The following is a 25405-nucleotide window of genomic DNA, read 5'->3' on the forward strand; positions in this document are numbered from 1 at the left end:
TCAGGGATTGGCCCGGTTGTATTCGTTCTGCTTCATGGCACGGTTCTGGACCGCGGCCGACCAGGCCAGCCGGTCGTTGTGGAAGCGTTGCTGGAAATGGCGCTGGTCTTCCTTGCCGGCATATTCGCCGTGCAGCCAGCCGGGGAACTGCTCGACCTCGAGGCAGCCGGACAGCAGCAGCGGCAACACCAGCACAGCGTAACGGAGCTTGTTCATTGGACGATCCTCCCCGGGTCGTTCTGCACGTCGCCGACCTGCTGGTTCACCCGCGGCAGGTCGCCCTTCGCCTTGATCTCGCCGCCGCGCTTGGGCCGGCCGTAGGCGATCTTCCAGCCCCACAGCTCGGGGCCGTAGCCGCGCGTCTCGACGCGCTGGCGGTAGATGTCGGCGATCTGGTTGGCCTCGCCGCCCAGCAGGGCCTTGGTGCCGCACTGCTCGGCGCAGGCCGGCAGCTTGCCTTCGGCGATGCGGTTGCGCCCATACTTCTTGAACTCGGCTTCGGAAGTATCCGGTTCCGGGCCGCCGGCGCAAAAGGTGCACTTGTCCATCTTGCCGCGGTGGTTGAACATGCCGGTCTCGGGGAACTGCGGCGCCCCGAACGGACAGGCGTAGTAGCAGTAGCCGCAGCCGATGCACTGGTCCTTGCTGTGCAGGACGATGCCGTCCTCGGTGTGGTAGATGCAGTTGGTCGGGCACACCGCCAGGCAGGGCGCGTCGGTGCAGTGCATGCAGGCCACCGACACCGAGCGCTCACCGGGGATGCCGTCGTTGATGGTCACCACCCGGCGCCGGTTGATACCCCAGGGCAATTCGTGTTCGTTCTTGCATGCGGTCACGCAGCCGTTGCAGTCGATGCAGCGCTCTGTGTCGCAGATAAATTTCATTCTTGCGGCCATGCCGTTCTCCTCCGCTGTTCTGTACGCGCGCCGCGCCTCAGGCCTTGACGACCCGGCACTGCGATACCTTGGTTTCCTGCATCATCGTCACGGCGTCGTAACCGTAGGTCCAGCCCGTGTTGCAGGCCTCGCCGCGCACCGTCGGCGCGCCGCCTTCCGGATAGTGGCGCTCGAGGTCTTCTCCCATCCACCAGCCGCCGAAGTGGAAAGGCATCCAGACCAGGCCGATCGGCACCCGCTCGGTGACCATCGCCATCATCTTCAGGCGCGCCCCGGTGGGGGTCTCGACCCAGACGTAGTCGCCCACCTTGGCGCGGATCTGGGCCGCGTCGCGCGGGTTGATCTCGACGAACATGTTCTGCTGCAGTTCGGCCAGCCAGGGGTTGGAACGGGTTTCCTCGCCGCCGCCTTCGTACTCGACCAGGCGGCCGGAGGTCATGATCAGCGGGAAGTCCTTCGAGTAGTCAACGTCCTGCACTGACTTGAACAGGGTTGGCAGGCGCCAGAAGTTGGCCTTGTCGTCGTAGCTCGGGTACTTGGCAACCAGGTCGCGGCGAGGCGAGGCCAGCGGCTCGCGGTGGGTCGGCACCGGATCGGGGAAGTTCCACACGTTGCAGCGTGCCCGCGCATTGCCGAAGGGTGCGCAGCCATGGCCGATGACGACCCGGATGATGCCGCCCGAATTATCGGTCTTCCAGTTCTTGCCTTCGGCCATCGCCTGCTCCTGGGGCGTAAGCTCGGCCCACCAGCCGAGCTTCTTCAGGAACACGTGGTCGAATTCGGGGTAGCCGACGTCGAGTTGGCTGTCCTTGTTGGTGGAGCCGTCGGCCGCCAGCAGCGACTCGCCGTTGTGCTCGACGCCCCAGTTGGCGCGGAACGGCAGGCCGCCCTCGGCCACCGACTTGTTCAGGTCGTACAGGATGGGCGTGCCGGGGTGCTTCATTTCCGGCGTGCCCCAGCACGGCCACGGCAGGCCGTAGTAGTCGCCCTTGCAGGGACCGTCGTCGGCGCGCAGGGTGGTCGGGTTGAAGGTGTGCTTGTTCTCCATGTGGAGCTTCAGGCGCTCCGGCGAGCAGCCGGTGTAGCCGATGGTCCAGCAGGAGCGGTTGATCTCGCGCAGGATGTCCTCGACCACCGGTTCGTTGAGCACCACCTTGATGTTCTTGCACAGTTCGTTGTGGAAGCCGAGCTTCTTGGCGAACAGGTACATGATCTCGTGGTCGCTCTTGCACTCGAACAGCGGCATGATGACGCGCTCGCGCCACTGGATGCTGCGGTTGGAGGCGGTGCACGAGCCCGAGGTTTCGAACTGCGAGGCGGCCGGCAGCAGGTAGACGCCGTCGGTGCGGCCGTGCATCGAGGCGGTCATGCTCGGGTAGGGATCGATGACGACCAGCATGTCGAGCTTCTGCATCGCCGCCTTCATGTCCGGCAGGCGGGTCTGGCTGTTGGGCGCGTGGCCCCAGTAGAACACGGCGCGCAGGTTGCTCGGCTGGTCGATGTACTGGTTCTCTTCGTTGACGGCGTCGAACCAGCGCGACACCGTGATGCCGGGCTTTTCCATCAGCTCCTTGGAGCCGAAGCGCGACTTGATCCATTCGTAGTCGACGCCCCAGACGCCGGCGAAGTGCTTCCAGGCGCCCTCGGCGATGCCGTAGTAGCCGGGCAGCGAGTCGCCGTTGGGGCCGACGTCGGTGGCGCCCTGCACATTGTCGTGGCCGCGGTAGATGTTGGCGCCGCCGCCCGGAACACCGATGTTGCCCAGCGCCAGCTGCAGGATTGACAGTGCGCGCACGTTGGCGGTGCCCACCGTGTGCTGGGTAATGCCCATGCACCAGACCACCGACGAGGGCTTGTTCTTGGCCAGCATCTCGGCGGCCATCTTGACCGAGGCTTCCGGCACGCCGGTGATGTCCGAGACTTTATCCGGCGTCCATTTCGCCACTTCCTTGCGCACGTCTTCCATGCCGTAGGTACGGGCCGCGATGTATTCCTTGTCCTCCCAGCCGTTCTGGAAGATGTGCCACAGGATGCCCCAGACCAGCGGGATGTCGGTGCCCGGGCGCACCCGCACGTAGTGGTGGGCGAAGCGCGCGGTGCGGGTGAAGCGCGGGTCGATCACGATCATCTTCGCGCCCAGCTCCTTGGCGTGCAGGAAGTGCAGCATCGAGATCGGGTGGGCCTCGGCCGGATTCGAACCGATGAACATCACCGCCTTGCTGTGGTGCAAATCGTTGAAGGAGTTGGTCATCGCCCCGTAGCCGAAGGTCTGGGCCACGCCCGCGACCGTCGTCGAGTGGCAGATGCGCGCCTGGTGGTCGCAGTTGTTCGAGCCCCAGAACGAGACCCACTTGCGCAGCAGGTAGGCCTGCTCGTTGTTGTGCTTGGAGCTGCCGATCACCATCAGCGCGTCGGGGCCGGATTTCTGGCGCAGCTCGATCAGCTTGTCGCCGATCTCGTTGATGGCCTGGTCCCAGGACATCCGCACGTATTTGCCGTTCACCAGCTTCATCGGGTAGCGCAGGCGGTGCTCGCCGAAGGCGTGCTCGCGCACCGAGGCGCCCTTGGCGCAGTGCGCGCCCATGTTGATGGGTGAATCGAAGGCGGCTTCCTGGCGCACCCAGACGCCGTTGGCCACCACCGCGTCCACCGAGCAGCCCACCGAGCAGTGGCTGCAGATGGTGCGCTTGACCTCGGTGGGCACCGGGGCGTCGGCGACCTGGTCGGCGTGCGCCGGTTCGATCACGTTCAGCGGCAGCTGCCGGGCCAGAGCGCCGGCGCCGGCGGCGACACCGGCGCCGACCAGGAAGCGGCGCCGTTTGAGTCCGCTGTCGCGGACGGACTTCACGAGGGACATGCTGGTTCTCCCCTATGGATCATTGAATGCGGACCAGCCGCAGCTTCACCAATATGCGGCGGTCTCGTAGTAACGGCGGATGTGATCCGTTTCGTGGTAGCCGCGCTTGACCTGCGGCGCCGCCGCGGGCGCCGGCGCCGGCGCCGGAGCGTCGGCGGCCTCGGCGGTGCCGGCGACGACCGCCAGCGCCCCCAGCGGCGCGGCCTTCAGGAAACCGCGGCGGCTAGGGTCCGGGAGACCTGTCTCCTGCCCTGCGGCCGGCTTGACGTCCTGTGCGTGTTCAAGTTGCTGCGCTTGCTGTTCCATGCTCTGCCTCGTTTCGGTTAAGCGGGTGATTCGGTGAGCGCTTCCCCGACCACGAATGCTTCCGCTTCGATGGTGAGGAAAGCGCCGGCCAGGCGCGCGACCAGGCGGTAGTAATTGGCGCCCTCGGCGGCCGCGATGTCGGCCAGGCAGCGTTCGTACCAGGACGCGACGTGAACGTCGAAGAAAGCTTGCTGGCGCGCGAGCGGCTGGCGCGCAATGCCGGGCGCGCCGGTGATGAGCACGCGCATGGTCTCGCACAGCGCCCCCAGGTGGTCTTCGAATTCGCCGACGCCGCGCACCCGCCGGACGCCGAAGCGGGCCAGGTCGGCGCGCAGCTCGGCCAGCGGGGTGTCGTTCATGTAGCCGGCCAGGTAGCGCGAGCCGTAGGGATTGACGGGGGGCGTGCCGACACTGATGAAGAGGGCGTCGAATTCCTCGGCCACGGCAATCGGGTCCATGACGCCCGAGGCCAGCGTCAAGGCTTCCCAGGCCTGTTCCAGGGCCGGATCGCCGCCTTCCGACAGGATGGGGTCGGCGTGTGCCAGCGCGTCCAGCAGCGCTGCGTCCGGCGCCGCCAGCAGCAGGCGCGACAGCAGCGCGTACAGATCGGCGCGCGCCTGGTCTTCCGCGGCCAGCGGCAGGGATACGGCGACGGTGGCGGCGGGGTCGGCGGGACGCTGGATTGGCGGCGCGTCAGGATGGGACACGGTGCTGCTCTCCTGTTGGCAAAGGGTCACCAGCAGTGTAGCCCTCCCACGCGGCAGGCCGCGCACGGTTGATGACACGGTGTCATCAAACCATGCTCAATGCATGCCCAGCGCGCGCATCAGGGTCCGGATCACGTAGGCCACCGCCGCCAGCGTAAACACGCCGCCCAGCCAGAGCGCGGCCAGCCAGGCCAGCCGCCGCAGCCATTCGCGCCGGGTCACCATCAGTGATACCCCGCGTCGGCCTTGACCTTGCCCCGGAACACCCAATACGACCAGGCCGTATACATCAGGATGATGGGCAGGATGAACAGGGTGCCGACCAGGGCGAAGCCCTGGCTGGACGGTGGCGAGGCCGCTTCCCAGATCGAGATCGAGGGCGGCACGATGTGGGGCCAGATGCTGATCGCCATGCCGCTGTAGCCGAGGAAGATCAGGGCCAGCGCCGCCACGAAGGGCACCCGGTGCGGGTCGCGCTTGAGCGAGCGCAGCAGCAGCACGATGAACACCGCCACCAGCACCGGCACCGGGGCCAGGAACACGATGTTCGGGAAGGTAAACCAGCGCGCCGCCACCGCCGGGTCGCGCCACGGGGTCCAGATGCTGACGATGACGATGGCCGCGAGCAGCATCAGGGCGAAGGGACGCGCCACCTGGATCATGCGCGCCTGCAGCTCGCCCTCGGTCTTCATGACCAGCCAGGTGGCGCCCAGCAGGGTGTAGGCGATCATCACCCCGACCCCGGCCAGCAGCGGGAAGAGCGCGATCCAGTCGAGCGGCCCGCCGGCGTAGCTGCGCCCCGACACCGCGATGCCGTCGAGAAAAGCGCCCAGCGAGACGCCCTGGAAGAAGCTGGCCACCACCGAGCCGCCGATGAAGGCCTTGTCCCACTGGTGGCGCTCGTGCTCCTTGGCCTTGAAACGGAACTCGAAGGCCACGCCGCGGAACACCAGGCCGATCAGCATGAAGATCAGCGGCAGGTAGAGCCCCGACAGGATGATCGCATAGGCCACCGGGAAGGCCGCCAGCAGCCCCTCGCCTCCCAGGACCAGCCAGGTCTCGTTGCCGTCCCAGACCGGCGCCACCGTGTTCATCATGGTGTCGCGGTCGCGCTTTTTCGGGGTGAAGGGAAACAGCAGGCCAATGCCCAGGTCGAAACCGTCCAGCAGCACGTACATGAAGACGGCGAAGAAGATGATGACCGCCCAGATGACGGTGGTGTCAATACCCATGGCCTGGCTCCTCCTTGTCGCGCCCCGGGAGATCCGGGCTGGCCTCCCCCTCGTCGTCGTCGTTCTGCACGTCGGCGGCCGACAGCGGCCGGCTCGGCGTGCGCTCCTCGCCCGGACCGCCCTGGGCCGGCGTATGCAGCGCGGAGCGCTGCGGCCCCTTGCGCATCATGCGCAGCAGGTAGACGGTGCCGGTGCCGAACACGAACATGTAGGCCACCACGAACAGCGCCAGGGTCAGGCCGAGCTCGGCGGCACCGTGCGGCGAGACGGCATCGGCGGTGCGCAGCACCCCGTACACGACCCAGGGCTGGCGTCCCACCTCGGTGGTGGTCCAGCCGGCCAGGATGGCGACCAGGCCGGCCGGCCCCATCCACACGGCGAAGCGCAGGAAGGGGCGGTTGTGCCACAGGCGCGCCTCCCCTCCCCGCTTGCGCCGCAGCCACAGGCTCCAGGCCCCCAGCGCGATCATGAGCAGGCCCAGGCCCACCATCAGGCGGAAGCTCCAGAACACGATCAGCGAGTTCGGCCGCTCTTCGCGGGGAAAATCCTTGAGTCCGGGGAACTGGCCGTTCCACGAATGGGTCAGGATCAGGCTGCCCAGGTGCGGGATGCCGACTGCGTACCTGGTGCGCTCCTCTTCCATGTCGGGCATGCCGAACAGCAGCAGCGGGATCGCCTTGTCGCCTTCGTTCTGCCAGTGCCCTTCCATGGCCGCCAGCTTGGCCGGCTGGTGCTTCAGGGTGTTCAGGCCGTGGAAGTCGCCCACCACCGCCTGGATCGGCGCCACCAGCAGGATCATCCACATCGCCATCGACAGCATCTTGCGCACCGCCGGATTGTCGCGGCCCTTGAGCAGCTGCCAGGCCCCGGTGGCGCCGACGATCAGGGCCGTGGTGAGATAGGCGGCGATCACCATGTGCAGCAGCCGGTAGGGGAAGGAAGGATTGAAGACGATCGCCAGCCAGTCGGCCGGGACCATCCGGCCGCCCTCGATCGCATAGCCCTGCGGGGTCTGCATCCAGCTGTTGGCGGCCAGGATCCAGGTGGCCGAGATCAGGGTGCCGACCGCGACCGCGCAGGTGGCCCCGAAGTGCAGGCCCGGGCCGACGCGGGTCCAGCCGAACAGCATCACGCCCAGGAAGCCGGCTTCGAGGAAGAAGGCGGTCAGCACCTCGTAGGACAGGATCGGTCCCATGATGCTGCCGGCGAACTCGGACAGGTAGCCCCAGTTGGTGCCGATCTGGTAGGCCATCACGATGCCGGACACCACGCCCATGCCGAAGCAGACCGCGAAGATCTTGATCCAGTAGTGGTAGAGGTCGACGTAGACCTGGCGTCGCGTCCTCAGCCAGCACAGCTCGAGCACGGCCAGGTAGCTGGCCATGCCAATCGTTATCGCCGGAAACAGGATGTGGAAGGACATCGTGAACGCGAATTGCACACGCGCCAGATCCAAAGCGGACAAACCGAACATGCGGGCCCCTTTTGCTCGTCGACCTCCGTCGTGGTGTCCAGAATCTAGCATGCCAAAGGGGCGCGCACGCTTGGCGATGTTGATTTGATACGTCAAAACGCGGCTTCGGCGGCCGGCGAGTCGCTTGTTATCCATGCGCGAGCCGGGACTTGCTGTCGGTGTCGAAACCTTTCTCGAACACTGAAAACCTGGGGTCACTGATCCATATTAATGACCTGTCAGATCGGTCCTGCCGGCCCAATCCACTCGTCTATATTGGCTGACGATTCGAGCCCGGCTGCAGCCAAAATGCTGTGTACACGGCATGCTTGCGGACTCGCGATCCGGCGGCCCGGCCTCCGCCTTGTCCTGCGGCGGGCGGGCCATCCATCGATCGTCGATGTGAAAGGAGATGGTCATGATCCATCATCAGAACCACCCGGCGGCGGCGCGCGGCGCGGAGCGTGCCGGGGAAGCGGAGGTGCTGCTCGCTTCCTCGGCCATGCCGGCGAGCTTTCGCGAACTGCGCCAGGACGCCGATCCGGCCGCGGTCCGGCAGTTGTTCGGGGCCGCGGCCGCCCGCGCCGGCCAGTCCGAGCCCGAGCTGAGCGGCACCGGCTTCACCTACCGCCACGACTGGGGCGCACGGCGCGGACAGTGGGTCCTGCGGCTCGACTGGAACGTGATCCAGCCGCCCTCGCGGGTGCTGGTGGCGATCGGCGAAGGCGCGCCGGGCGGCCCGGCCGCCGGCAAGTTCATCGGCGCCGCCCGCTATACCGTGCACAACGTCGCCTCGCGCTGGAACGGCGTCGACATCTGGTCGACATCGCCTGGAGCAGCGACATCCCGCTCTACGCCGACTACCTGATCATCAACCCTTGAAGCGCACCAGGAGAATCCCATGGCACCAAACGATCGCCTCGACCAGGACGCCGCACTGCTGCTCGACCCCGGACCGGAGCGCGCCGACTCGTCGGACACCAAAGGCCCCTGGGCCGTCGCCGAAGCCACCGTCGGCACCGACGCCGTGCAGCCTGCGCTGCAGGGGACCGGCTTCACCTACCGCCACGACTGGGGCATGCGCCGCGGCGAATGGCTGCTGCGCCTCGGCTGGGACCTGATCCAGCCCGGCTCGCAGGTCTTCGTGGCCATCGGCGAAGGCGTGCCGGGCGGTCCGCCCGCCGGCAAGTTCATCGGCGCGGCCCGCTACACCGTCCACAACGTCGCGCCGCGTTCCAACGGCGTCGACATCTGGGTCAACATCGAGTGGAGCGCCGACATCTCGCTCTACGTCGATTACCTGATCGTCAATCCGCCCGCCGCGCCGCCCAGCCTACGCACGGTCTCGGTCACGGTGCACCGCCACAGCAGCGTAGCCCTGAGCGAAGCCGAGGCCGACCGGATCCTCGCCGACATGGGCACGATCCTCCAGAACGACGACAGCGGGCCGGACGTCGCGACCCCGGTCCGCTTCGTGCGCAACGGCGCGGTCCGGCTGCTACCGGCCAACGTCCCCGGGACCATCCAGACCTCGAGCGACCTGACTGCGCTCTTGAACGCCGGCAGCGGCGTCAAGGTCGTCCAGGCCATCCGCTGGTGCGGCGGCCCCGGTGACAGCATCATCGGCTGCGCCCCGGTCGGCAGCGCCTCGGTCAACGTGGCCGCGGTGCGCTTCACGGCCAACCAGGAAGGCCTGATCTGGGTGCACGAGTACGGCCACAACTGCGGCCTGAGCCACCGCACCGACGACCCGCGCGCGGTCATGTACCCGTCCGTCGGGGTCGACCACAACGTGGTCAACGCGGCGGAATCCTCGGCTTTCCTTTCGGGCCCGCTGAGCATCGGCGGCCAGGTGATGCCCGCCGGCGGCTGCTCCTGCGGCGCGGGCGGCATGGCGCTGCCCGCCGATGTGCGCGACTTCGTCTCCCGGCACTGGGTGGAAGGCGTGCCCTGGGAGCTGGCCTCGCAGTACGGCGAGAAGGACGCCCGCCTGCTGCTCGAGTGGCTGGTGGACGAACCGGAACGGCACGAGGAGTTCCTGACCCAGATCGTGGCCACCCTCGGCTACATCGGCAGCGAGATCGCAGTCCAGCCGATGATCGACTTCATCGAGCAGCCGCGCGCCGGTCGCGCCGTGTTCAATGCCAAGAACACGGCCCTGCTGCGTCTCGGCGACCTGGCCAACCGCTCCGGCAGCCGGGCGGCGCTCGACTACCTGGCGCGGGTCGCGGGCGACATGGGCCTGGCGCGCACGCTGGCGGCGCCCCAGGCCACCGCGGAGCTGCAGGCGGCCAAGGCGCAGCATGAGGTGGTGGCGCCGAGCCTCGACACCCTGGCCGCCGAGCTCGCGGTGTCGGCCACCTTCGGGCTGGCGCTGGCCGGCACCGCGCAGGCGCAGCAGGCCGTGGAAGCGCTCAAGGGAGATGCCGACGCCTTCGCCAGCGTGAATCAGGCGGCGCTGGAAGCGGCCGGGATCGCCGCGACCGTGCAGGCCAAGGGACGGCAGGAGTACTACAGGATGAAGGCGCAACACCGGCATCACCTGTAACAGGCTTGCGGTAGGGAAATAAAACCCGCGGACGCGGCCTTTGTCTATAATGGCCGCGTCAGCATTTTCGTTTTCCTGCCATGAACCAACCCATCTCGCTTCCGGGCGAAGCGCCGGTCATCCAGGCCCTCAAGGCCAGCTGCAGCGCCTGCAGCATGCACCAGCTGTGCCTGCCGATGGGGCTCGAGGATGCCGACATCAACCGCCTCGACCAGATCATCGGCCGCCGCCGCCGCCTCGCGCGCGACGAGCGCCTGTACGCCATGGGCGAACCCTTCCGCAACCTGTACGCGGTGCGCTTCGGCCATTTCAAGACCTACCAGGTGAACGCCGCCGGCGAAGCCCAGATCACCGGCTTCCAGATGGCCGGCGAGCTGCTGGGCATGGACGCCATCAGCGGCACCCACCACTGCGACGCCGTGGCCCTCGAGGACAGCGAGGTGTGCGAGATCCCGTTCGCGCGCCTCGAAGAGCTGTTCGGCCACGTCCCCGCCCTGCTGCGCCACTTCCACCGCATCATGAGCCAGGAGATCACGCGCGAGCAGAACGTCATGCTGCTGCTCGGCAATATGCGTGCGGAGCAGCGCTTCGCCGTGTTCCTGGTCAACCTGTCGGCACGCTACGCGGCGCGCGGCTATTCGCCGACCAGCTTCCAGCTGCGCATGTCGCGCGAGGACATCGGCAACTACCTCGGGCTCACCATCGAAAGCATCAGCCGCCTGCTGTCGCGCTTCAAGAAGCAGGGCTGGCTGCAGGTGGACAAGCGCGAGGTCACCCTGCTCGATCCGGCCAGGCTCAAGGCGCTGGCCGCCGGCACCGAGGTCTGCAGCCCGATGGGCTAGGATTGCCCAGGATGGCCGCCCTGCCGCCCGCCCCGCATCTGGATCTGCACCTGCGCAGCTATGGCGCCGCCCGTAGCGCGGACCGCCACGAGTTCGGCCAGCTGGTGCTGCCCGTGAGCGGCGAAGTCGCGCTCGAGATCGAAGGCCGCCAGGCCCGGCTCGATCCGCTGCGCGTGGCGGTGGTGGCGCCGCGCGCCTGGCACTCGCAGTGCAGTGCGGTCGCCAACCAGTCGCTGATCGTCGACCTGGGCCCGGAAACCTTCGCCGCGGGGCCCTGGCAGCGCCTGCTCGAGCAGCCCTTCGGCGCCATCGGTCCGGCCGCCCGCAAGCTGGTCGAATTCATGGGCATCCTGGCCGCCACCCGGCCCCCCGCCCCTTCCATGCTGGCCGGCTGGACGCCGCTGCTGCTCGACACCCTGGCGCTGGGCGCGCCCGCACCGCGCTCGCGCCTGGCCGCCCTGCGGGCCCGCATCGAGGCCGAACCCGGCCTGCCGTGGACCACCGAGGCCATGGCGCGCGTGGCCGGCCTGAGCGTGAGCCGCGTGCATGCCCTGTTTCGTGAGGAGCACGACAGCACGCCCCACGACTGGCTGCTGGACTGCCGCCTGCGCTACGCCTGCGAACGGCTGCGTGCCAGCAAGCGCCCGGTGGCCGAAATCGCGCTGGCGGCCGGCTTTTCCGAGCAGAGCGCCTTGACGCGCGCGATGCGCCGGGCGATGGACAGCACGCCCGCCGCCTACCGGCGCGCGTATCGAGAGAATCTGTCAAAGATCCAGTAGCGGCGGTCAAGAAGCGCGCCGGCATCCGGCCGACAATCTCCCTTCCCACGGAGATCGGCCATGCTGTCACAGATACACACCAGAACCCATACCACGCAACTCGGCATCGGCGCCGGCATCGCCGCGGGCGCCTTCTGGGGCCTGGTGTTCCTTGCCCCGGAGCTGGCGCCCGGCTTCTCGCCGCTGCAGCTGTCGGCGGGCCGCTACCTCGCCTACGGCCTGGTCGCCGCCCTCCTCGTCGCCCGCGCCTGGCCGCGGCTCAGGCGGCGCCTGACCCCGGCCGACTGGCGCGGCCTGGCCTGGCTCAGCCTGGCGGGCAACATCGTCTACTACCTGTTCCTGGCCCAGGCCGTGCAGTTGGGGGGCGTGGCCATGACCTCGATCGTGATCGGGCTGCTGCCGATCACCGTGACGCTGGCGGGCCTGCGCGAACCCGACGCGGTGCCCTTGCGGCGTCTGGCGCCTTCGCTGCTGCTGGGCGGGGCCGGCCTGGCCTGCATCAGCCGGGACGCGCTGGCTTGCCTGGATGGCGGCGCGATCACCGGGCTGTTGTCGGCGGTCGGCGCGCTGCTGTCGTGGACCTTCTATGCGGTCGCCAACCGGCGCTGGCTGGCGCGCCTCGAGGGCATCTCGGCCAAGGAATGGAGCCTGCTGGTGGGGGTGATGACGGGCGCCCAGGCCCTGCTGCTGGCGGCACCGGCCTTCGCGGTCGGCGCCACGCCGCACACGGGCCCCGAGTGGCTGCGCTTCCTGGGCCTGGTGACGGCGGTCGGGATCCTCTGTTCCGTGGTCGGCAACGCCCTGTGGAACCACGCCAGCCGCGCCCTGCCGATGGCCCTGATGGGCCAGATGATCGTGTTCGAGACCGTGTTCGCCTCGCTCTACGGCTTCCTGTGGGAGGCGCGCTGGCCGAGCGGGCTGGAGGCGGCGGCGCTGGTGTTCCTGGCCTCGGGCGTGGCGTCCTGCGCGGCCGTCCACCGTACTTAAATGTCGAGGACGAGATCGGGGCGGAATGCTTCCTGCTCGCCCTTGCTGAGATAGCCGAGCGGATTGGCCAGCACGCGGCAGGACCACGGCCGGCCGGCCTCGATGCCGCTGACCACGTAGTCGTTGGCGCAGTGCAGGTGGCCGTGGATCCAGACGTCGGCCTGCGGAAACAAGCCGTCGAGCCCATTGCAGAAGCCCGCGGTGCCGGGCGTCAGGCCATAGCGCGGGTCGGCGCTTTGCAGGCTGGGGGCGAAGTGGGTCACCACCACCGTGCTGCCGTCGAAGGGCGTCGCCAGCGCGCCGCGCAGCCAGTCCTGGCAGTCCAGCGCCATCGCGCGGATGCCCTCGGCCAGCACCTTCTCGCCGTTCTTCAGGGTGGTGTTCTTCGACAGGTACCAGTTGGCGGCGCGGAAGGCCTTCTCGCGTTTCTGCAGCTGCTTGGTCAGCTCCTGCTCGCGCAGCGCCAGCGCGTCGAAGTCGCTCCACAGGGTGGTGCCGATGAAGCGGACGCTCCCGATGACGAGCGTCTCGCGGTCCAGCCATTCGATGCCCAGGCGCGCGCAGCTGGCGCGCAGGCGCGCGTAGGCTTCGTCGTATTCCAGGCCATCGAATTCGTGGTTGCCGGGGATGTACAAGACACGCGCCGCGGGGGCGCCGGGCCGCAGCGGCGAGAAGCGTTCGAGTCCGAAATCCGTGTCGGTCAGACGCGACCCGGCCTGGTAGGAGCCGATGTCGCCGGCCAGGACGACGATGTCGGTGTCGCCGCGGATCTGCGGAATGAAACCCGCGTAGCGTTCGAGGTGCAGGTCGGAGAAAATCTGGATGCGCATGGTCGGCGCAGTATAGCGGTTTCCACCACCCCGCGCCGCCTCAGAAGCTGATGCGCACGTAGGGCGCGCTGTGCTTTGCCGCGCCGTGGTGCACCGCTTCGATGTTGTTGCCGTCCGGGTCGAGCACGAAGGCGCCGTAGTAGCCCGGATGGTAGGCGCGCTCGCCCGGGCGCCCGTTGTCCCTGCCGCCGGCGGCCAGGGCCGGGAAATAAAAGGCGTCCACCATCTTGCGGTCGCGCGCCTGGAAGGCCAGGTGGTGGCGGCCGGTGAGCACGCCTTGGGCGGCCTGGCTGTCGCGGCTGGAGATGAACAGTTCGTCGGCCCAGAAATAATCGCTACCTGCACCGCCGAGCGGGATGCCGAGCACCTCGAATACGGCGCCGTAGAACCGGCGCGATGCGGGCAGGTCCCTGACCACCAGCTGGATGTGGTCGATCAGCCTGCCGCGGTAGATCTCGTTTGTTTCCATGCTGCGCTCCTGCGAAAGAAGGTCATGAAAGACGGCGTGTGCGCGAGCAGTGTAGGAGCAAAACAGCGCACCGGCAAGCGCGCCAGTCGCTACGACAAGGGCGGCAGGTCGCCGCGTGCGGTGCGTTCCAGCATCCGCAAGGTGTCGCGCTCGATCCGAACGGCCGGGACGTGGCGCAGCACCTGGTCTGCAAAGGCGGGCAGGCCTGCCATGGCAACCGAGACGCGCAGGACTTGGCCGGGTTGCAGTTCGATCTTGAACCACCGCCCCAGGTTGCCGTAGCGGACCTCACGGACCTCGTCCCAGCCGAAGGCCAGGCGCTTACCCGTCGGCCGTCCGAAGTCCATGCCTGCCTCCGACACGGTATGCCGGGCGAAACGCCAGTCGGCCACCAGGTAAGCTCCCAGCAGTACGAAGCAGCTCATGAATGCATGGAACCAGGCGTTGACGCCCTCGTCCGGCCAGAAACTCGCGGCCACCATGACGCCGATGAAGAACAGCGTGCCGATCACCCCGATGACCAGACAACCCGCATGATGCTGCACGCGGCCGCCGGCCGCGGCGGCCGCGGCCCGGTGCCTGGCGCGCGCCAGCCAGCGCATGGTGAGCGTCATCGCCGCCACCCAGAACAATGTCTGTGCAAGCACGCGCAGCCAGTCGGGCATCACGGTAGTCCTTCATTCGGTGCGGCGATCGCGCCGCGGTACAAGGCGTCCGTGATGCGCTCCTGGAAGCGCGCCTCGGACGAGAAGCGTCCCGGGTGGCGGTCGGGGTCGTCGCCCACGCCGCTGCCCACGTAGATCATGCCGTTCTTCGTGGCCGGATCGAACACGAACAAGGCGTTCAGGCCCCAGGACCAGCCCAGGTGGCCGACCCCGGTGAAGCCGCCGCCTTCCACCAGGCGGTCGCCGCTGGCCCGGCCGTCCTTCATGATGCTGGTGTCCGTAAAATGCTGGTTGCCCAGGCCCCAGGCGTGGTACAGCCCACGAAAATTGTCGCTGTCGCCGTTGCCGCTGCCCGGCCGCAAGGTCCACTGGCGCGACAGCATCGTGGCCACCGTTTCCGGCTTAAGGATCCGCCGGCCCTGATGTTCACCCCCGTTCATCAGCATCAGCATGATCTGCGCCAGCTCGCCGGCCGAGATCCGCAGGCTGCCCTGCGGGCCGAACAGGGTGCCGTTGCTGCCCACCGCATAGCGTTCCAGGCCCGGCGGCGCGACGGGCGGATTGACGTGGAAATCGTCGGACTGCGCGATCCATGGGCCGTTCGGGTCCCAGCGCTCGTCGCCGTCCTTTTCGCGGCGCCGGTAGAGCGTTGCCGCATCCTCGATCCGGGCGGGTGCGAAGTCGGCCAGGTAGAAGCCGGCCGTCAAGCCCATCGGGTCGAACACCAGGCGCCGCATCAGGCGGTCGAAGCGCTCGCCGCCGGCGCGCTCCATGATGGTGGCCACGATGCCCGAGTTGAAGTTGACGTACTCGAAGAAGCGCCCCGGCGCGTGGGTCCGGGACCACATGGCGCCCTTGCCGTGATGGCGCCCGCCCGGCTGCAGGACCTCCTTCAGGTCGACCGAGGGATCGAACTTGAAGCCACCCTCGTCGCGCAGCGAAGAGGTGTGCGTGAGCAGCATGCGCAGGGTGATCGCTTGATCAGGAAAATGCGGGTTGCGCAGCCGGTAGCCGAGCCAGGCGCTGACGTCCTGGTCCAGCGCCAGCCTGCCCTGCTCCACCAGCTTCATCGCGCCCAGCGCGGTCGCCAGCTTGGACACCGAGGCGATGCGAAACATCGTGTCGGCGTCCATCGGCTGCGCCGGCACGGTGGCGGTGGCCAGGCGCTTGTAGCCGAACTGGCGGCTGTAGACGATCTCGCCGCCGCGAACGGCCACCACCGCCAGCCCGGGCAGCGGGATGGCGGGGTCGTCGACGATGGCCTGCAATTGCCGCGTCAAGGCCTCGGCCCGCGGCGCGGACAGGGGCGCGGCCGCGGCCGCACAGGACAGCGCCGACAGCGCCAGCGTGGCCAGCGTCGCCTTCATGGATGGCTTCACCCCTGCTTCTGCCTGGCGACCCAGCCGTCCACCAGCTCGCCCAGCACGTCGAGCGGCACCGATCCGGCGCCCAGCACCAGGTCGTGGAAGCCGGACAACGAGAACTTGTCGCCCAGTTCCTTCTTGGCCTTCTCGCGCAGGTCGATGATGCGCAGCATGCCGATCATGTAGGCATTGGCCTGACCCGGCCAGGCGACGTAGCGCTCGACTTCCTGGGCGCCGATGCCGTAGTCGATCGCTTGCTGGCGGGTCCAGCCTTTCGAGTGCAGGCCGGTGTCGACCACGAGGCGCCGGGCGCGGAACAGTTCCGAGCCGAGCGCGCCCAACAGGCCCGGCACGTCGCCTTCGTACCAGCCCTCTTCCACCGCCAGGCGTTCGGTGTACAGGGCCCAGCCTTCGGAGTGGGCGCTGCCGCCGCTGAAGATGCGCTGGCTGCGGAATTTCGGGATGCCGGTCAGTTCCTGCTGGATCGCCAGCTGGAAGTGGTGGCCCGGCACCGCCTCGTGGTAGGCCAGGCTGCGCATGCGGATCATGTCGAAGGTCGGCCCGCGCAGCGGCACCCAGAAGATGCCCGGACGGGTGCCGTCCGGCGCCGGCAGCGTGTAGTGGGCGGCGGCCGAGGGTTCGGTCAGCGGCGGCACGCGGCGCACCTCGACCGGCGCGCGCGGCTTCAGGTTGAACAGGGGGGCGCTACGGCGCTCGGCGTCCTTCACCATCTCGCCGTAGCTGGCGATGATGGCGGGGCGCGGATCGCCTTCGCCTTTCGGCTGGAAGCGCGCATCGAGCTGCTTCATGCGGGTCTCGATGTTGCCCTCGGAAAGACCGAGCGACTTCAAGTGGCGATCCATCTCGCCTTCGATGCGCGCCACTTCGCGCAGGCCGATCTCGTGGATCTCGTTCGGGGTCAGCTTGGTGCTGGTGAAGTTCTCCACCGCGCGCGCATAGGCCGCGCTGCCGTTCGGCAGGCGCGAGATGCCGGCCACGTCGCCGGTGCGCGGCTGGATCTCGGCCATGAATTCCTGCACCCGCTTGTAGGCCGGGCGAATGCGCTCGTCCACGATGCGGGCGGCGCGCGCCAGCGCGGCGTTGCGCACGTCCGGATTCAGGCCTTCCATCCTCTCGGTGCGCTGGGCCAGCGAGGTCACCAGGACGTTCTCGTTCGCCGCCGGCGCCAGGAAGCTGTCGACCTGGTACTTGGCGCGCTCGAGGATGAAGCGCGGCGGGATCAGGGACTTGGCGGCGGCCTCGCGGGCACGCGCCAGCGCTTCGTCCATGCGGGTGCCGACCTGCTCCAGGCGCGCCAGGTAGTTGTCGAGATCCTGCGGGTTGCGCAGCGGGTGGGTGGTGTTCATGAAGTTGACCAGGCTCACCTGCACGCCGCTGAACTGCGAGAAGACGAAGGAATGGTCTTCGAACGGCTCGTTGGCGATCACGTTCTGCAGCGACCAGCGCATCACCGCCGCCGAGATACGCTGGTTCTCGTCGAGCGGGCCGGCCATCCACTTGTCCAGGCGCGCCAGCCCGGTCCTGGCCAGCGCCTGCATCTTCTGGCGGTGCGCCTTGGTCAGCGGCGTGAGCTCGCGGTCCAGCCTGGCCTGCTCGGCGCCGCTGAAGTACTGGGTCGAGGTGGCCATCTGCGGGTTCATGCGCACCCAGTCTGCGGCAAACTTGTCGGCCCAGGTATCGAAGGCCTTGTTCGGCTTGGCGGCAGCCGCCTTGGCCGCGGGTGCGGCCAGCGCCACGCTCGGCAGGCTTGCCGCGGCGATGGCGGCGGGGATGAACAGGGCGGCGATGGCGGCGCGCAGGCTGCGCTGGCGGAGGGATGGCATCTTGGTCTCGTATCCTTGGTCGTTGTGGTATCGGTAGACGGCGCCGGGCGCCGTGCTTGCCGCGAAGGAATCTATCATGGAAAAGGTCAAGGAAACAACGCGCTCGTGGTACGTACAGACGGGCCGGCTGTGCCCTGGCGCTCCCGTGCCCACGTGCCGCCACGGTCGCCGGCACGCCAATCGCCCGATAAGTTCGACGTTTGAACTATTATGGCCGAGCGCTCCCGCGCCCGCTCGCCGCCATTATCGCGGCGAAATAATAATTCAAATTTGAGACCAGGATGAAATATTCTTTCATACCCGCAGTACTGCTGTGCGCTTCCCTGCTGGCTGCCGCCCCGGCCCGAGCCGAGCAACTCAATGTCCTCGTGTTCACCAAGACCTCCGGCTGGCACCATGACGCCGTGCACGCGGGCGTCACCGCCATCGAGGAACTGGGCAGGCTGCACGACTTCAAGGTCTTCTGGACCGCCGACGCCGGCCGCGTGATGAACGACGCCGAACTGTCCAAGTACCAGGCCGTCGTCTTCCTTTTAACCACCGGCGACGTGCTCGACGACCAGCAGCAGGCCGCCTTCGAGCGCTACATCCGCAAGGGCGGCGGCTTCGTGGGCGTGCACAGCGCTTCGGATACGGAATACGGCTGGCCGTGGTACACGAAGATGGTCGGCCACATGTTCCGGGTGCATCCGGCGGTGCAGACCGCGGTGCTGCAGGTCCGCGACCGCAACTTCCCCGGCATGGAGCGCTTCGCGCCGCGCACCCTGTTCACCGAGGAATGGTATGAGTTCGGGCCGCCGACTTCCGGCAAGCTGAACTACCTCCTGAGCGTCGACGAGTCCACCTACCGACCCGAGACCGCCAAGAGCAAGGGCATGGGCGCCTTCCATCCGATCAGCTGGTACCAGTCCTACGATGGCGGACGCGCCTTTTATACGGCGCTGGGCCACCTGCAGGCGACCTACCGCGACCCGGTGTTCCTGCACCACCTGTACGGCGGCATCTACTGGGCGGCGACGGGGCGCGGCTTCAAGGCGGAGTAAGGCTTCGCCGCAGCGCAAGGGACTTCGCACGGCAGCTTGCCTTGCTGCCGCATGTCAAGACAGCCGCTGTACCGGACGAATAAGCTGTTTCCACTCAGCAAACAAATGGAGGCAGCCATGGAAACCACAGCGGTAGACAATGTCATCAGCGATGAGGATACAATCGTATTGTGGAACCCGACGGCCGCCGCCCTCTGGAGCCTGCTCTTCACACCAGCCTTCGGGGCCTGGCTCCACATGCGTAACTGGGAACGCCTCGGACGGCCAGCCCAGGCTCGCCAGGCGCGCTACTGGTTCGCAGCCATGCTCCTGATTTCCCTCGCCAGTGCCGTCGCCGGCGCCGCCGGCGCCCTGCTGGGCCGCGAAGATCTGGTCGCGCCCTGGTGGGCCTCGCTGCTCCTGTTCAGCGCCTGGGCATGCTTGTCCGCTTATCCGCAGATCCAGCATGTCGACGATCACCACGGCGAACGCTATGTGCGCCGCTCCTGGGCCGCGCCGATCGTGACCGGCCTTTCCGCCATCTGCGCCATTCCGTTCGGGGCCGCCGTGGTCGCCGGCTACCGCGCGGCGGCGGGACAGTAATCATCCTGCCGCGGATTGCCCCCGGGCGGCGCCGTGATGTCGGCGAAAGCCGCACCGGTTCAAGGCCTGGCGCCGCTCTCCAGTTCCGCATCCGCCGCGATCGCCAGCACCGGTTCGCGCTGCCAGCTCCAGCTGCGCGCCAGACGCCAGTTGCGCGCCCCGCCTTCGACCACGACCTGCCAGTGGGTCGGCTCCAGCCCGGCCGCCTCGGCCACGAAGCGGCCGCGGGCGTCGGGCAAGGCTTCCAGGACGCGGTCGCGCTCCGGCTGGGTCGGATGCGCGAGGCGGATGTGGAAAGGCGCGCGCACCGGCTCGCCGTGGCTCAGCAAGGTGCCGGTGACGCGGCCGGCCGCGGCATCGTAGCTGGCCTCGAAGCGCAGCCCGAGGCGGCTGGCGGCGCGGTCGCGCCCCAGTTCCTGGTTGATGGCCTTGCCCTGCTTGTAGTAGTCGCCGACCACCATCGCGTCCGGGCGGCTCAGCGCCAGCCACATCATGACCGCGCCGCCGACCAGCACCAGCACCGGGCCGATCATCAGGAACCAGGGCCAGCGGTGCCGGTACCAGGGTGCGCCCGGCTGGAGGCTCATGTTCGCTCTCATCTTGTTTGCTCCTTTTTACTTGGGCACGATGAATGCCGCTTCTTCCCTCACCTGCAGCGCGGCGCCATCCCTTGATGCCAGCGTGAAGGCGATCCGGTTCGACCCGCTCTGGCCATCGCCGCCGGCGATGCGCACCCGCACCGGCACGGCGCGGGTGGTGGCGGCATCGATCTCGATCAGGTCCTCGTCGACGACCCTGGCCGAGGCGATGCCGTCCACCGTGATGCGCAGGCGCTGGGCGGCTTCCGTCGTGTTCATCACCTGCAGCCGGTACACGTTTTCGATCATCCCGTCCTCCACTTCGCGCCCCATCGAGCCGCGGTCGCGGATCACGTCGAGCTTGAGCGGGTTGCGCAGGGCCAGCGAGGCGACCATGGCGGTGCCGAGGAGCGCCAGCACCGCGGCATAGATCAGCACGCGCGGGCGCAGCACGCGGCGGCGCACCTGGCGCGGCGAGAGCTTGGCCGCCAGTGCATTCTCGGTGGCGTAGCGGATCAGGCCGCGCGGGCGCTCCACCTTGTCCATCACGCCGTTGCAGGCGTCGACGCAGGCGGCGCAGCCGATGCACTCGTACTGCAGGCCCTTGCGGATGTCGATCCCGGTCGGGCACACCTGCACGCACATGCTGCAGTCGATGCAGTCGCCGCGATCGGCCGAGGCCATGCGGGCATGGGCCGCGCCACGCGGCTCGCCGCGCGCGGCGTCATAGGTGACGATCAGGGTGTCCTTGTCGAACATCGCGCTCTGGAAGCGCGCGTACGGGCACATGTACTTGCATACCTGCTCGCGCAGCCAGCCGGCGTTGCCGTAGGTGGCGAGCGCATAGAACAGCACCCAGAAGCTCTCCCAGGGTCCGAGGCCGAAGCTGGCGATGTCGAAGCTCAGCGCGCGCACCGGCGTGAAGTAGCCGACGAAGGTGAAGCCGGTCCACAGCGCCACCAGGCCCCAGGCCGCGTGCTTGCCGCCCTTGCGCGCGATCTTCTCGAGCGTCCAGGGCTGGCGGTCGAGGCGGATGCGGCTGCTTCGCGTGCCCTCGAACTTGCGCTCGATCCATAGGAAGATCTCGGTATATACCGTTTGCGGGCAGGCGAAGCCGCACCATACCCGGCCCGCCACCGCCGTCACCAGGAACAGCCCGTAGGCGCACAGGATCAGGAGCGCCGCCAGGTAGATGAAGTCCTGCGGCCACAGCACCAGACCGAAGAGATAGAACTTGCGGCTGGCCAGGTCGAACAGCACCGCCTGGCGGCCGTGCAGTTCGAACCAGGGCAGGCCATAGAACAGCAGCTGGGTGAGCCAGACGCAGGCCCAGCGCAGCGAGGCGTAGCGGCCCTTGATCTCGCGCGGGTAGATCTCTTCGCGCGCCGCGTACAGGCGGACCACGGCCTCCTTGGGGGCATTCATTTTGCGTCCGCCGTCACGATGGGTTTCGATGCGGCCCCGTTCGACAGGCTCCAGACATAGGCCGCCAGCACGTGCACCTTCTCTTCTCCGAGGAAGTCGCCGAAGGCCGGCATGGTGTTGGTGCGGCCCTTGCGGATGGTTTCCATGACGGTATCAAGGCTGCCGCCGTACAGCCAGACCTTGTCCGCCAGCTTGGGCGCGCCCATGGCGTGGTTGCCCTCGCCCTTCGCGCCATGGCAGGCTACGCAGGCGCCGAACTTCGACTTGCCGAAAGCGACCTTGATCGGGTCGGCCGGCAGGCCGGACAGATCGCGCACATAGTGGGCCACGCTTTCGATGTCCTTGTCCGAACCGAGCGCCGCGCCCATCGGCGGCATGACGCCGACCCGGCCCTGCATGATGGTCTGCTTGATGGTCGAGGGCTCGCCGCCGTGCAGCCAGTCGCGGTCGGCCAGGTTCGGGAAGCCCTTGCTGCCGCGCGCGTCCGAGCCGTGGCACTGCGCGCAATAGGTCAGGAACAGGCGCTCGCCGATGGCGTGGGCCTGCGGGTCGGCGGCCACCAGCTTCAGGTCCTGGTTGGCGTACTTGGCGAACAGCGGGCCGAAATCCGCCTTGGCCTGCTTCAGCTCGGCCTGGTACTCGCCGCTGGAATTCCAGCCCAGCTTGCCGGCATAGCTGCCCAGGCCCGGATACAGCGCCAGGTAGGCGAAGCCGAACACGATGGTGAGCCAGAACAGCACGATCCACCAGCGCGGCATCGGCGTGTTCAGTTCGGTCAGGTCCTCGTCCCAGACGTGGCCGGTGGTTTTCTCGGGCGTGCCGTCGGCGCCCAGCTTGACGCGGTAGCTCGACTGCGACCACAGCAGGATGCCGCAGCCGAGGATAGCCAGCACCGTGATGACGGCGATGTACCAGTGCCAGAACTCGTTGAAGAAATCAGCCACGCTCGTTCTCCCCTGCTTCGTCGGCGAAGGGCAGTTGCGCCGCCTTGTCGAAGTCGCTGTTCCGGCGCAGCACGTAGGTCCAGCCGACGATGCCCAGGAAGGTCACGAAGCTCACGACCGTCATCACGCTGCTCGCATGATCGAAAATTTGTTGGAGTGCCATGTCAATTCCTCGTCTTGATCTGGGTGCCCAGGCCCTGCAGGTAGGCGACCAGGGCGTCCTGCTCGGTCTTGCCGCTCACCTCGCCCGGCGCGGCCGCGATCTCGGCATCGCTGTAGGGCACGCCGAGGCGGCGCAGCGCGCGCATCTTCGGCATGATCTCGCCCGGGTCCAGCTTGGCCTTGGCCAGCCACGGATAGCCGGGCATGTTCGATTCCGGCACCACGTCGCGCGGGTTGTCGAGGTGGGTGCGGTGCCATTCGTCGCTGTAGCGGCCGCCCACGCGGGCCAGGTCCGGGCCGGTGCGCTTCGAGCCCCACTGGAACGGGTGGTCGTAGACGAATTCGCCCGCCACCGAGTAGTGGCCGTAGCGCTCGGTCTCGGCGCGGAACGGCCGGATCATCTGCGAGTGGCAGTTGTAGCAGCCTTCGCGGATGTAGACGTCGCGCCCGGCCAGGCGCAGCGGCGAGTAGGGCCTCAATCCGGCCACCGGTTCGGTGGTCGACTTCTGGAAGAACAGCGGCACGATCTCGACCAGGCCGCCGAAGGAGATCACGAGCAGCACCAGGCCGATCAGCAGCCAGGGATTCTTCTCGATCCATTCATGCGTAAACTTCTTCTTCATTGTGTGCTCCGGTGGTTCAGGCGTGGGCCGCTTCGGGCTGCGCGTGGTTCGGGTGCGGCTTGACGGGCCCGAGCGGGATCTTCGCGTCCACGCTGTGCGTGCCGCTCAGCGTCTTCCAGGTATTGAAAGCCATGATCGCCATGCCCGACAGGTACAGGAAGCCGCCGGTGAAGCGAATCACGTAGTACGGATAGGTGGCCTTGACGCTCTCGGCGAAGGTATAGGTCAGGGTGCCGTCCGGATTGACCGCGCGCCACATCAGGCCCTGCATCACGCCGGCGATCCACATCGAGGCGATGTACAGGACGATGCCGATGGTCGCGACCCAAAAATGGGTATCGATCAGCGTCAGGCTCCACATCTGCTTTTTCCCGGCCAGGCGCGGGACCAGGTAGTAGATCGAGCCCATCGTGATGAAGCCGACCCAGCCCAGGGCGCCGGCATGGACGTGGGCGACGGTCCAGTCGGTGTAGTGCGACAGCGAGTTGATGGTCTTGATCGACATCATCGGGCCCTCGAAGGTGGCCATGCCGTAGAAGGACAGCGACACGATCAGGAACTTCAGGATCGGATCCGAGCGCAGCTTGTGCCAGGCGCCCGACAGGGTCATGATCCCGTTGATCATGCCGCCCCACGAAGGCGCCAGCAGGATCAGCGAGAACACCATGCCGATCGACTGGGTCCAGTCGGGCAGCGCGGTGTAGTGCAGGTGGTGCGGGCCGGCCCACATGTAGGTGAAGATCAGGGCCCAGAAGTGCACGATCGACAGGCGGTACGAATACACCGGGCGCTCGGCCTGCTTCGGGATGAAGTAATAGACCATGCCGAGGTAGCCGGCGGTCAGGATGAAGCCCACTGCGTTATGGCCGTACCACCACTGGATCATCGCGTCCTGCACGCCGGCGTAGGCCGAGTAGGACTTCATGCTTGATACCGGCATCACCGCGCCGTTCACCACGTGCAGGATGGCGACCGCCAGGATGTAGGCGCCGAAGAACCAGTTGGCCACGTAGATGTGCTGGACGCGGCGCTTGACGATGGTGCCGAAGAAGACGACGGCGTAGGCCACCCAGACGACGGTGATCAGGATCGCGATCGGCCATTCGAGCTCGGCGTACTCCTTGCCGCGGGTGAACCCCATCGGCAGCGAGATCGCCGCCGACACCAGCACCGCCTGCCAGCCCCAGAAGGTGAAGCTGGCCAGCCGGTCCGAGAACAGCCGCACCTGGCAGGTGCGCTGCACCACGTAGTAGGAAGTGGCGAACAGGCCGCAGATGCCGAAGGCGAAAATGACGGCATTGGTGTGCAGCGGACGCAGGCGGCCGTAGCTCAGCCAGGGGATGTCGAAGTTGAGCGCCGGCCAGGCCAGCTGCGCCGCGATGAAGACGCCAGCGGCCATGCCGATCACGCCCCACACGACGGTCGCGATGGCAAACTGGCGCACGATCTTGTAGTTATAGTTTAGACTGGTGTCCAAGATGCTCTCCTGAAAATACCTTGATGAATGACAATCTGGAGTGTCGTTTTTCGCAGTGCAAAAATCCTTGATGTGAATCAAATTGTTCAGCATCAGACGAGCTATGCAACAGCATCTTGCGGCCGAGTGCGCGAGGCGTGTGACTGAAAAATCAAGGCTGCGATTTTGAGATCAATCGAGGCTCTCGACGGACACTCGGAAAGGAAGGAAACCCGCCATGCCGCCTCTATCGCCATCCGTATCGGAACAGTTGAAGGAGCGCCTGCACCAGGCGCGCGCAGACCTGCTCGACACCGTGCGCGCCCGCACCGCCCCCCAGGACGACGAAGCGCCCTCCATCGGTCCCCTGGCCCACCAGGGCCAGAGCGACGATGCGCCGCAATCGGAAATGATCAGCCACAACGAGCAGCACCTGGCCGACCACGAGGCCAGCCTGCTGCACGAGATCGACGTCGCCATCGGCAAGCTCGAATCGGGCGGCGCCGGCATCTGCGAATCCTGCGGGCGCGACATCCCGGACGCACGCCTGCTGGCCACGCCGACGGTGCGGCTGTGCATCGCCTGCCAGGAGCAGCTCGAGAAAGACCAGCATACCGGGCGCGGCCCGTCGATGTAGCCGGCGCGGCCTGCCGGCGCTGCGCTCAGGCGGGCCGGTCGTCGTCCGCCAGGATCCGCATCCCCGGCCCTTCGAGGTCCTCGAACTGCCCGCTGTCCGCGGCCCCGAAGAAGATCCACACCGCCAGCGCGACCAGGATCACGCTCAGGGGTATCAGCAGATAAAGCGCTTCCATG

28 protein-coding genes are annotated in these 25405 nt (G+C 67.6%); 8 read left to right on the top strand and 20 right to left on the bottom strand.

What is annotated here, in order from left to right:
• The 8 genes from MasN3_RS16730 to MasN3_RS16765 all read right to left on the bottom strand — a co-directional run bounded on the left by MasN3_RS16730 (position 1) and on the right by MasN3_RS16765 (position 7472).
• On the bottom strand, positions 1–216 hold the full coding sequence (locus MasN3_RS16730) for a hypothetical protein (protein ID WP_281908685.1): 216 nt from the start codon (positions 214–216) through the stop codon (positions 1–3).
• Positions 213–884, bottom strand: a complete 672-nt coding sequence (gene fdh3B / locus MasN3_RS16735) for a formate dehydrogenase FDH3 subunit beta (RefSeq protein ID WP_281908686.1) — start codon at positions 882–884, stop codon at positions 213–215. Before fdh3B ends, MasN3_RS16730 begins: the two co-directional genes overlap by 4 nt.
• A 49-nt stretch (positions 885–933) precedes the next feature.
• Positions 934–3753 carry a formate dehydrogenase subunit alpha gene (locus MasN3_RS16740; RefSeq protein WP_281908688.1) on the bottom strand — a complete coding sequence of 940 codons (2820 nt, stop codon included), beginning with the start codon at positions 3751–3753 and terminating at the stop codon, positions 934–936.
• Between the two features lie 45 nt (positions 3754–3798).
• Positions 3799–4059 (bottom strand): twin-arginine translocation signal domain-containing protein, encoded by a 261-nt coding sequence (locus tag MasN3_RS16745; RefSeq protein WP_281908690.1) that lies wholly within the window; start codon positions 4057–4059, stop codon positions 3799–3801.
• Positions 4060–4076: 17 nt separating this feature from the next.
• Positions 4077–4766, bottom strand: coding sequence for a TorD/DmsD family molecular chaperone (locus tag MasN3_RS16750; protein ID WP_281908692.1), 690 nt, complete (start codon positions 4764–4766; stop codon positions 4077–4079).
• 96 nt (positions 4767–4862) lie between these two features.
• On the bottom strand, positions 4863–4991 hold the full coding sequence (locus tag MasN3_RS16755; RefSeq protein ID WP_281908693.1) for a DUF2474 domain-containing protein: 129 nt from the start codon (positions 4989–4991) through the stop codon (positions 4863–4865).
• Positions 4991–5998: a cytochrome d ubiquinol oxidase subunit II gene (gene cydB / locus MasN3_RS16760; RefSeq protein WP_281908694.1), complete on the bottom strand. Its 1008-nt coding sequence runs from the start codon at positions 5996–5998 to the stop codon at positions 4991–4993. The genes MasN3_RS16755 and cydB overlap by 1 nt, the downstream gene beginning before the upstream one ends.
• Positions 5988–7472, bottom strand: coding sequence for a cytochrome ubiquinol oxidase subunit I (locus MasN3_RS16765; protein WP_281908696.1), 1485 nt, complete (start codon positions 7470–7472; stop codon positions 5988–5990). Before MasN3_RS16765 ends, cydB begins: the two co-directional genes overlap by 11 nt.
• A 397-nt stretch (positions 7473–7869) precedes the next feature.
• On the opposite strand from MasN3_RS16765, the gene MasN3_RS16770 reads away from it, so the two are divergent.
• The 5 genes from MasN3_RS16770 (at position 7870) to MasN3_RS16790 (ending at position 12607) form a co-directional block, all read left to right on the top strand.
• The gene (locus tag MasN3_RS16770) at positions 7870–8319 is read left to right on the top strand and encodes a hypothetical protein (protein WP_281908698.1); all 450 of its coding nucleotides are present in this window, start codon (positions 7870–7872) and stop codon (positions 8317–8319) included.
• 33 nt (positions 8320–8352) lie between these two features.
• Complete coding sequence (locus tag MasN3_RS16775) at positions 8353–9999, top strand: hypothetical protein (RefSeq protein ID WP_281908699.1); 1647 nt, start codon at positions 8353–8355, stop codon at positions 9997–9999.
• Positions 10000–10079: 80 nt separating this feature from the next.
• On the top strand, positions 10080–10841 hold the full coding sequence (fnr, locus tag MasN3_RS16780; protein ID WP_281908701.1) for a fumarate/nitrate reduction transcriptional regulator Fnr: 762 nt from the start codon (positions 10080–10082) through the stop codon (positions 10839–10841).
• 11 nt (positions 10842–10852) lie between these two features.
• Positions 10853–11620 (top strand): helix-turn-helix transcriptional regulator, encoded by a 768-nt coding sequence (locus MasN3_RS16785; protein ID WP_281908703.1) that lies wholly within the window; start codon positions 10853–10855, stop codon positions 11618–11620.
• Between the two features lie 60 nt (positions 11621–11680).
• Entirely contained in the window at positions 11681–12607 is a 927-nt protein-coding gene (locus tag MasN3_RS16790; protein WP_281908705.1) for a DMT family transporter, read from the top strand.
• Here the strand turns inward: MasN3_RS16790 and MasN3_RS16795 are convergent.
• The 5 genes from MasN3_RS16795 to MasN3_RS16815 all read right to left on the bottom strand — a co-directional run bounded on the left by MasN3_RS16795 (position 12604) and on the right by MasN3_RS16815 (position 17779).
• Entirely contained in the window at positions 12604–13437 is an 834-nt protein-coding gene (locus tag MasN3_RS16795; protein ID WP_281908707.1) for a metallophosphoesterase, read from the bottom strand. The genes MasN3_RS16790 and MasN3_RS16795 overlap by 4 nt on opposite strands.
• 40 nt (positions 13438–13477) lie before the next feature.
• Entirely contained in the window at positions 13478–13906 is a 429-nt protein-coding gene (locus MasN3_RS16800; protein WP_281908708.1) for a VOC family protein, read from the bottom strand.
• Positions 13907–13995: 89 nt separating this feature from the next.
• Complete coding sequence (locus tag MasN3_RS16805) at positions 13996–14574, bottom strand: hypothetical protein (protein WP_281908709.1); 579 nt, start codon at positions 14572–14574, stop codon at positions 13996–13998.
• A complete protein-coding gene (locus tag MasN3_RS16810; protein WP_281908711.1) occupies positions 14571–15950 on the bottom strand; it encodes a serine hydrolase domain-containing protein in 1380 nt (459 codons plus the stop codon). The genes MasN3_RS16805 and MasN3_RS16810 overlap by 4 nt, the downstream gene beginning before the upstream one ends.
• Positions 15947–17779, bottom strand: a complete 1833-nt coding sequence (locus MasN3_RS16815; RefSeq protein ID WP_281908712.1) for a DUF885 domain-containing protein — start codon at positions 17777–17779, stop codon at positions 15947–15949. The genes MasN3_RS16810 and MasN3_RS16815 overlap by 4 nt, the downstream gene beginning before the upstream one ends.
• Before the next feature lie 281 nt (positions 17780–18060).
• Between MasN3_RS16815 and MasN3_RS16820 the strand changes: the two genes are divergently transcribed.
• Positions 18061–18822 carry a ThuA domain-containing protein gene (locus MasN3_RS16820; protein WP_281908713.1) on the top strand — a complete coding sequence of 254 codons (762 nt, stop codon included), beginning with the start codon at positions 18061–18063 and terminating at the stop codon, positions 18820–18822.
• Positions 18823–19059: 237 nt separating this feature from the next.
• The gene (locus MasN3_RS16825; protein WP_281908715.1) at positions 19060–19404 is read left to right on the top strand and encodes a hypothetical protein; all 345 of its coding nucleotides are present in this window, start codon (positions 19060–19062) and stop codon (positions 19402–19404) included.
• A 59-nt stretch (positions 19405–19463) separates the two neighbouring features.
• Here MasN3_RS16825 and MasN3_RS16830 read toward each other — a convergent pair whose 3' ends face one another.
• The 6 genes from MasN3_RS16830 to ccoN are packed head-to-tail and all read right to left on the bottom strand — an operon-like array spanning position 19464 to position 24613.
• Entirely contained in the window at positions 19464–20003 is a 540-nt protein-coding gene (locus tag MasN3_RS16830; protein WP_281908717.1) for a FixH family protein, read from the bottom strand.
• Between the two features lie 15 nt (positions 20004–20018).
• Complete coding sequence (gene ccoG / locus MasN3_RS16835; protein WP_281908719.1) at positions 20019–21407, bottom strand: cytochrome c oxidase accessory protein CcoG; 1389 nt, start codon at positions 21405–21407, stop codon at positions 20019–20021.
• The gene (gene ccoP / locus MasN3_RS16840) at positions 21404–22351 is read right to left on the bottom strand and encodes a cytochrome-c oxidase, cbb3-type subunit III (RefSeq protein ID WP_281908720.1); all 948 of its coding nucleotides are present in this window, start codon (positions 22349–22351) and stop codon (positions 21404–21406) included. Before ccoP ends, ccoG begins: the two co-directional genes overlap by 4 nt.
• Positions 22344–22514 (bottom strand): cbb3-type cytochrome oxidase subunit 3, encoded by a 171-nt coding sequence (locus tag MasN3_RS16845; protein WP_281908721.1) that lies wholly within the window; start codon positions 22512–22514, stop codon positions 22344–22346. The genes ccoP and MasN3_RS16845 overlap by 8 nt, the downstream gene beginning before the upstream one ends.
• Position 22515: 1 nt before the next feature.
• Positions 22516–23136 carry a cytochrome-c oxidase, cbb3-type subunit II gene (ccoO, locus tag MasN3_RS16850; RefSeq protein WP_281908722.1) on the bottom strand — a complete coding sequence of 207 codons (621 nt, stop codon included), beginning with the start codon at positions 23134–23136 and terminating at the stop codon, positions 22516–22518.
• Between the two features lie 16 nt (positions 23137–23152).
• On the bottom strand, positions 23153–24613 hold the full coding sequence (gene ccoN / locus MasN3_RS16855) for a cytochrome-c oxidase, cbb3-type subunit I (protein WP_281908723.1): 1461 nt from the start codon (positions 24611–24613) through the stop codon (positions 23153–23155).
• Between the two features lie 217 nt (positions 24614–24830).
• Between ccoN and MasN3_RS16860 the strand changes: the two genes are divergently transcribed.
• Positions 24831–25229 carry a TraR/DksA family transcriptional regulator gene (locus MasN3_RS16860; RefSeq protein ID WP_281908725.1) on the top strand — a complete coding sequence of 133 codons (399 nt, stop codon included), beginning with the start codon at positions 24831–24833 and terminating at the stop codon, positions 25227–25229.
• A 25-nt stretch (positions 25230–25254) separates the two neighbouring features.
• Here the strand turns inward: MasN3_RS16860 and ccoS are convergent, their stop codons facing one another.
• Positions 25255–25404, bottom strand: coding sequence for a cbb3-type cytochrome oxidase assembly protein CcoS (ccoS, locus tag MasN3_RS16865; RefSeq protein WP_281908726.1), 150 nt, complete (start codon positions 25402–25404; stop codon positions 25255–25257).
• Position 25405: the final 1 nt, after the last annotated feature.

This window comes from Massilia varians (assembly GCF_027923905.1).
GTDB classification, from domain to species: Bacteria; Pseudomonadota; Gammaproteobacteria; order Burkholderiales; family Burkholderiaceae_D; genus Telluria; species Telluria varians_B.

Coding starts and splice junctions, on each gene's coding strand:
- MasN3_RS16795 (WP_281908707.1), bottom strand. CDS start 13,437: ATGCGCATCCAGATTTTCTCCGACCTGCACCTCGAACGCTACGCGGGT.
- MasN3_RS16800 (WP_281908708.1), bottom strand. CDS start 13,906: ATGGAAACAAACGAGATCTACCGCGGCAGGCTGATCGACCACATCCAG.
- MasN3_RS16765 (WP_281908696.1), bottom strand. CDS start 7,472: ATGTTCGGTTTGTCCGCTTTGGATCTGGCGCGTGTGCAATTCGCGTTC.
- MasN3_RS16820 (WP_281908713.1), top strand. CDS start 18,061: ATGAAATATTCTTTCATACCCGCAGTACTGCTGTGCGCTTCCCTGCTG.
- MasN3_RS16830 (WP_281908717.1), bottom strand. CDS start 20,003: ATGAGAGCGAACATGAGCCTCCAGCCGGGCGCACCCTGGTACCGGCAC.
- MasN3_RS16775 (WP_281908699.1), top strand. CDS start 8,353: ATGGCACCAAACGATCGCCTCGACCAGGACGCCGCACTGCTGCTCGAC.
- MasN3_RS16740 (WP_281908688.1), bottom strand. CDS start 3,753: ATGTCCCTCGTGAAGTCCGTCCGCGACAGCGGACTCAAACGGCGCCGC.
- ccoG (WP_281908719.1), bottom strand. CDS start 21,407: ATGAATGCCCCCAAGGAGGCCGTGGTCCGCCTGTACGCGGCGCGCGAA.
- MasN3_RS16770 (WP_281908698.1), top strand. CDS start 7,870: ATGATCCATCATCAGAACCACCCGGCGGCGGCGCGCGGCGCGGAGCGT.
- ccoO (WP_281908722.1), bottom strand. CDS start 23,136: ATGAAGAAGAAGTTTACGCATGAATGGATCGAGAAGAATCCCTGGCTG.
- MasN3_RS16755 (WP_281908693.1), bottom strand. CDS start 4,991: ATGGTGACCCGGCGCGAATGGCTGCGGCGGCTGGCCTGGCTGGCCGCG.
- MasN3_RS16845 (WP_281908721.1), bottom strand. CDS start 22,514: ATGGCACTCCAACAAATTTTCGATCATGCGAGCAGCGTGATGACGGTC.
- MasN3_RS16730 (WP_281908685.1), bottom strand. CDS start 216: ATGAACAAGCTCCGTTACGCTGTGCTGGTGTTGCCGCTGCTGCTGTCC.
- fnr (WP_281908701.1), top strand. CDS start 10,080: ATGAACCAACCCATCTCGCTTCCGGGCGAAGCGCCGGTCATCCAGGCC.
- ccoS (WP_281908726.1), bottom strand. CDS start 25,404: ATGGAAGCGCTTTATCTGCTGATACCCCTGAGCGTGATCCTGGTCGCG.
- MasN3_RS16745 (WP_281908690.1), bottom strand. CDS start 4,059: ATGGAACAGCAAGCGCAGCAACTTGAACACGCACAGGACGTCAAGCCG.
- cydB (WP_281908694.1), bottom strand. CDS start 5,998: ATGGGTATTGACACCACCGTCATCTGGGCGGTCATCATCTTCTTCGCC.
- fdh3B (WP_281908686.1), bottom strand. CDS start 884: ATGAAATTTATCTGCGACACAGAGCGCTGCATCGACTGCAACGGCTGC.
- MasN3_RS16825 (WP_281908715.1), top strand. CDS start 19,060: ATGCGTAACTGGGAACGCCTCGGACGGCCAGCCCAGGCTCGCCAGGCG.
- MasN3_RS16785 (WP_281908703.1), top strand. CDS start 10,853: ATGGCCGCCCTGCCGCCCGCCCCGCATCTGGATCTGCACCTGCGCAGC.
- MasN3_RS16860 (WP_281908725.1), top strand. CDS start 24,831: ATGCCGCCTCTATCGCCATCCGTATCGGAACAGTTGAAGGAGCGCCTG.
- MasN3_RS16815 (WP_281908712.1), bottom strand. CDS start 17,779: ATGCCATCCCTCCGCCAGCGCAGCCTGCGCGCCGCCATCGCCGCCCTG.
- MasN3_RS16790 (WP_281908705.1), top strand. CDS start 11,681: ATGCTGTCACAGATACACACCAGAACCCATACCACGCAACTCGGCATC.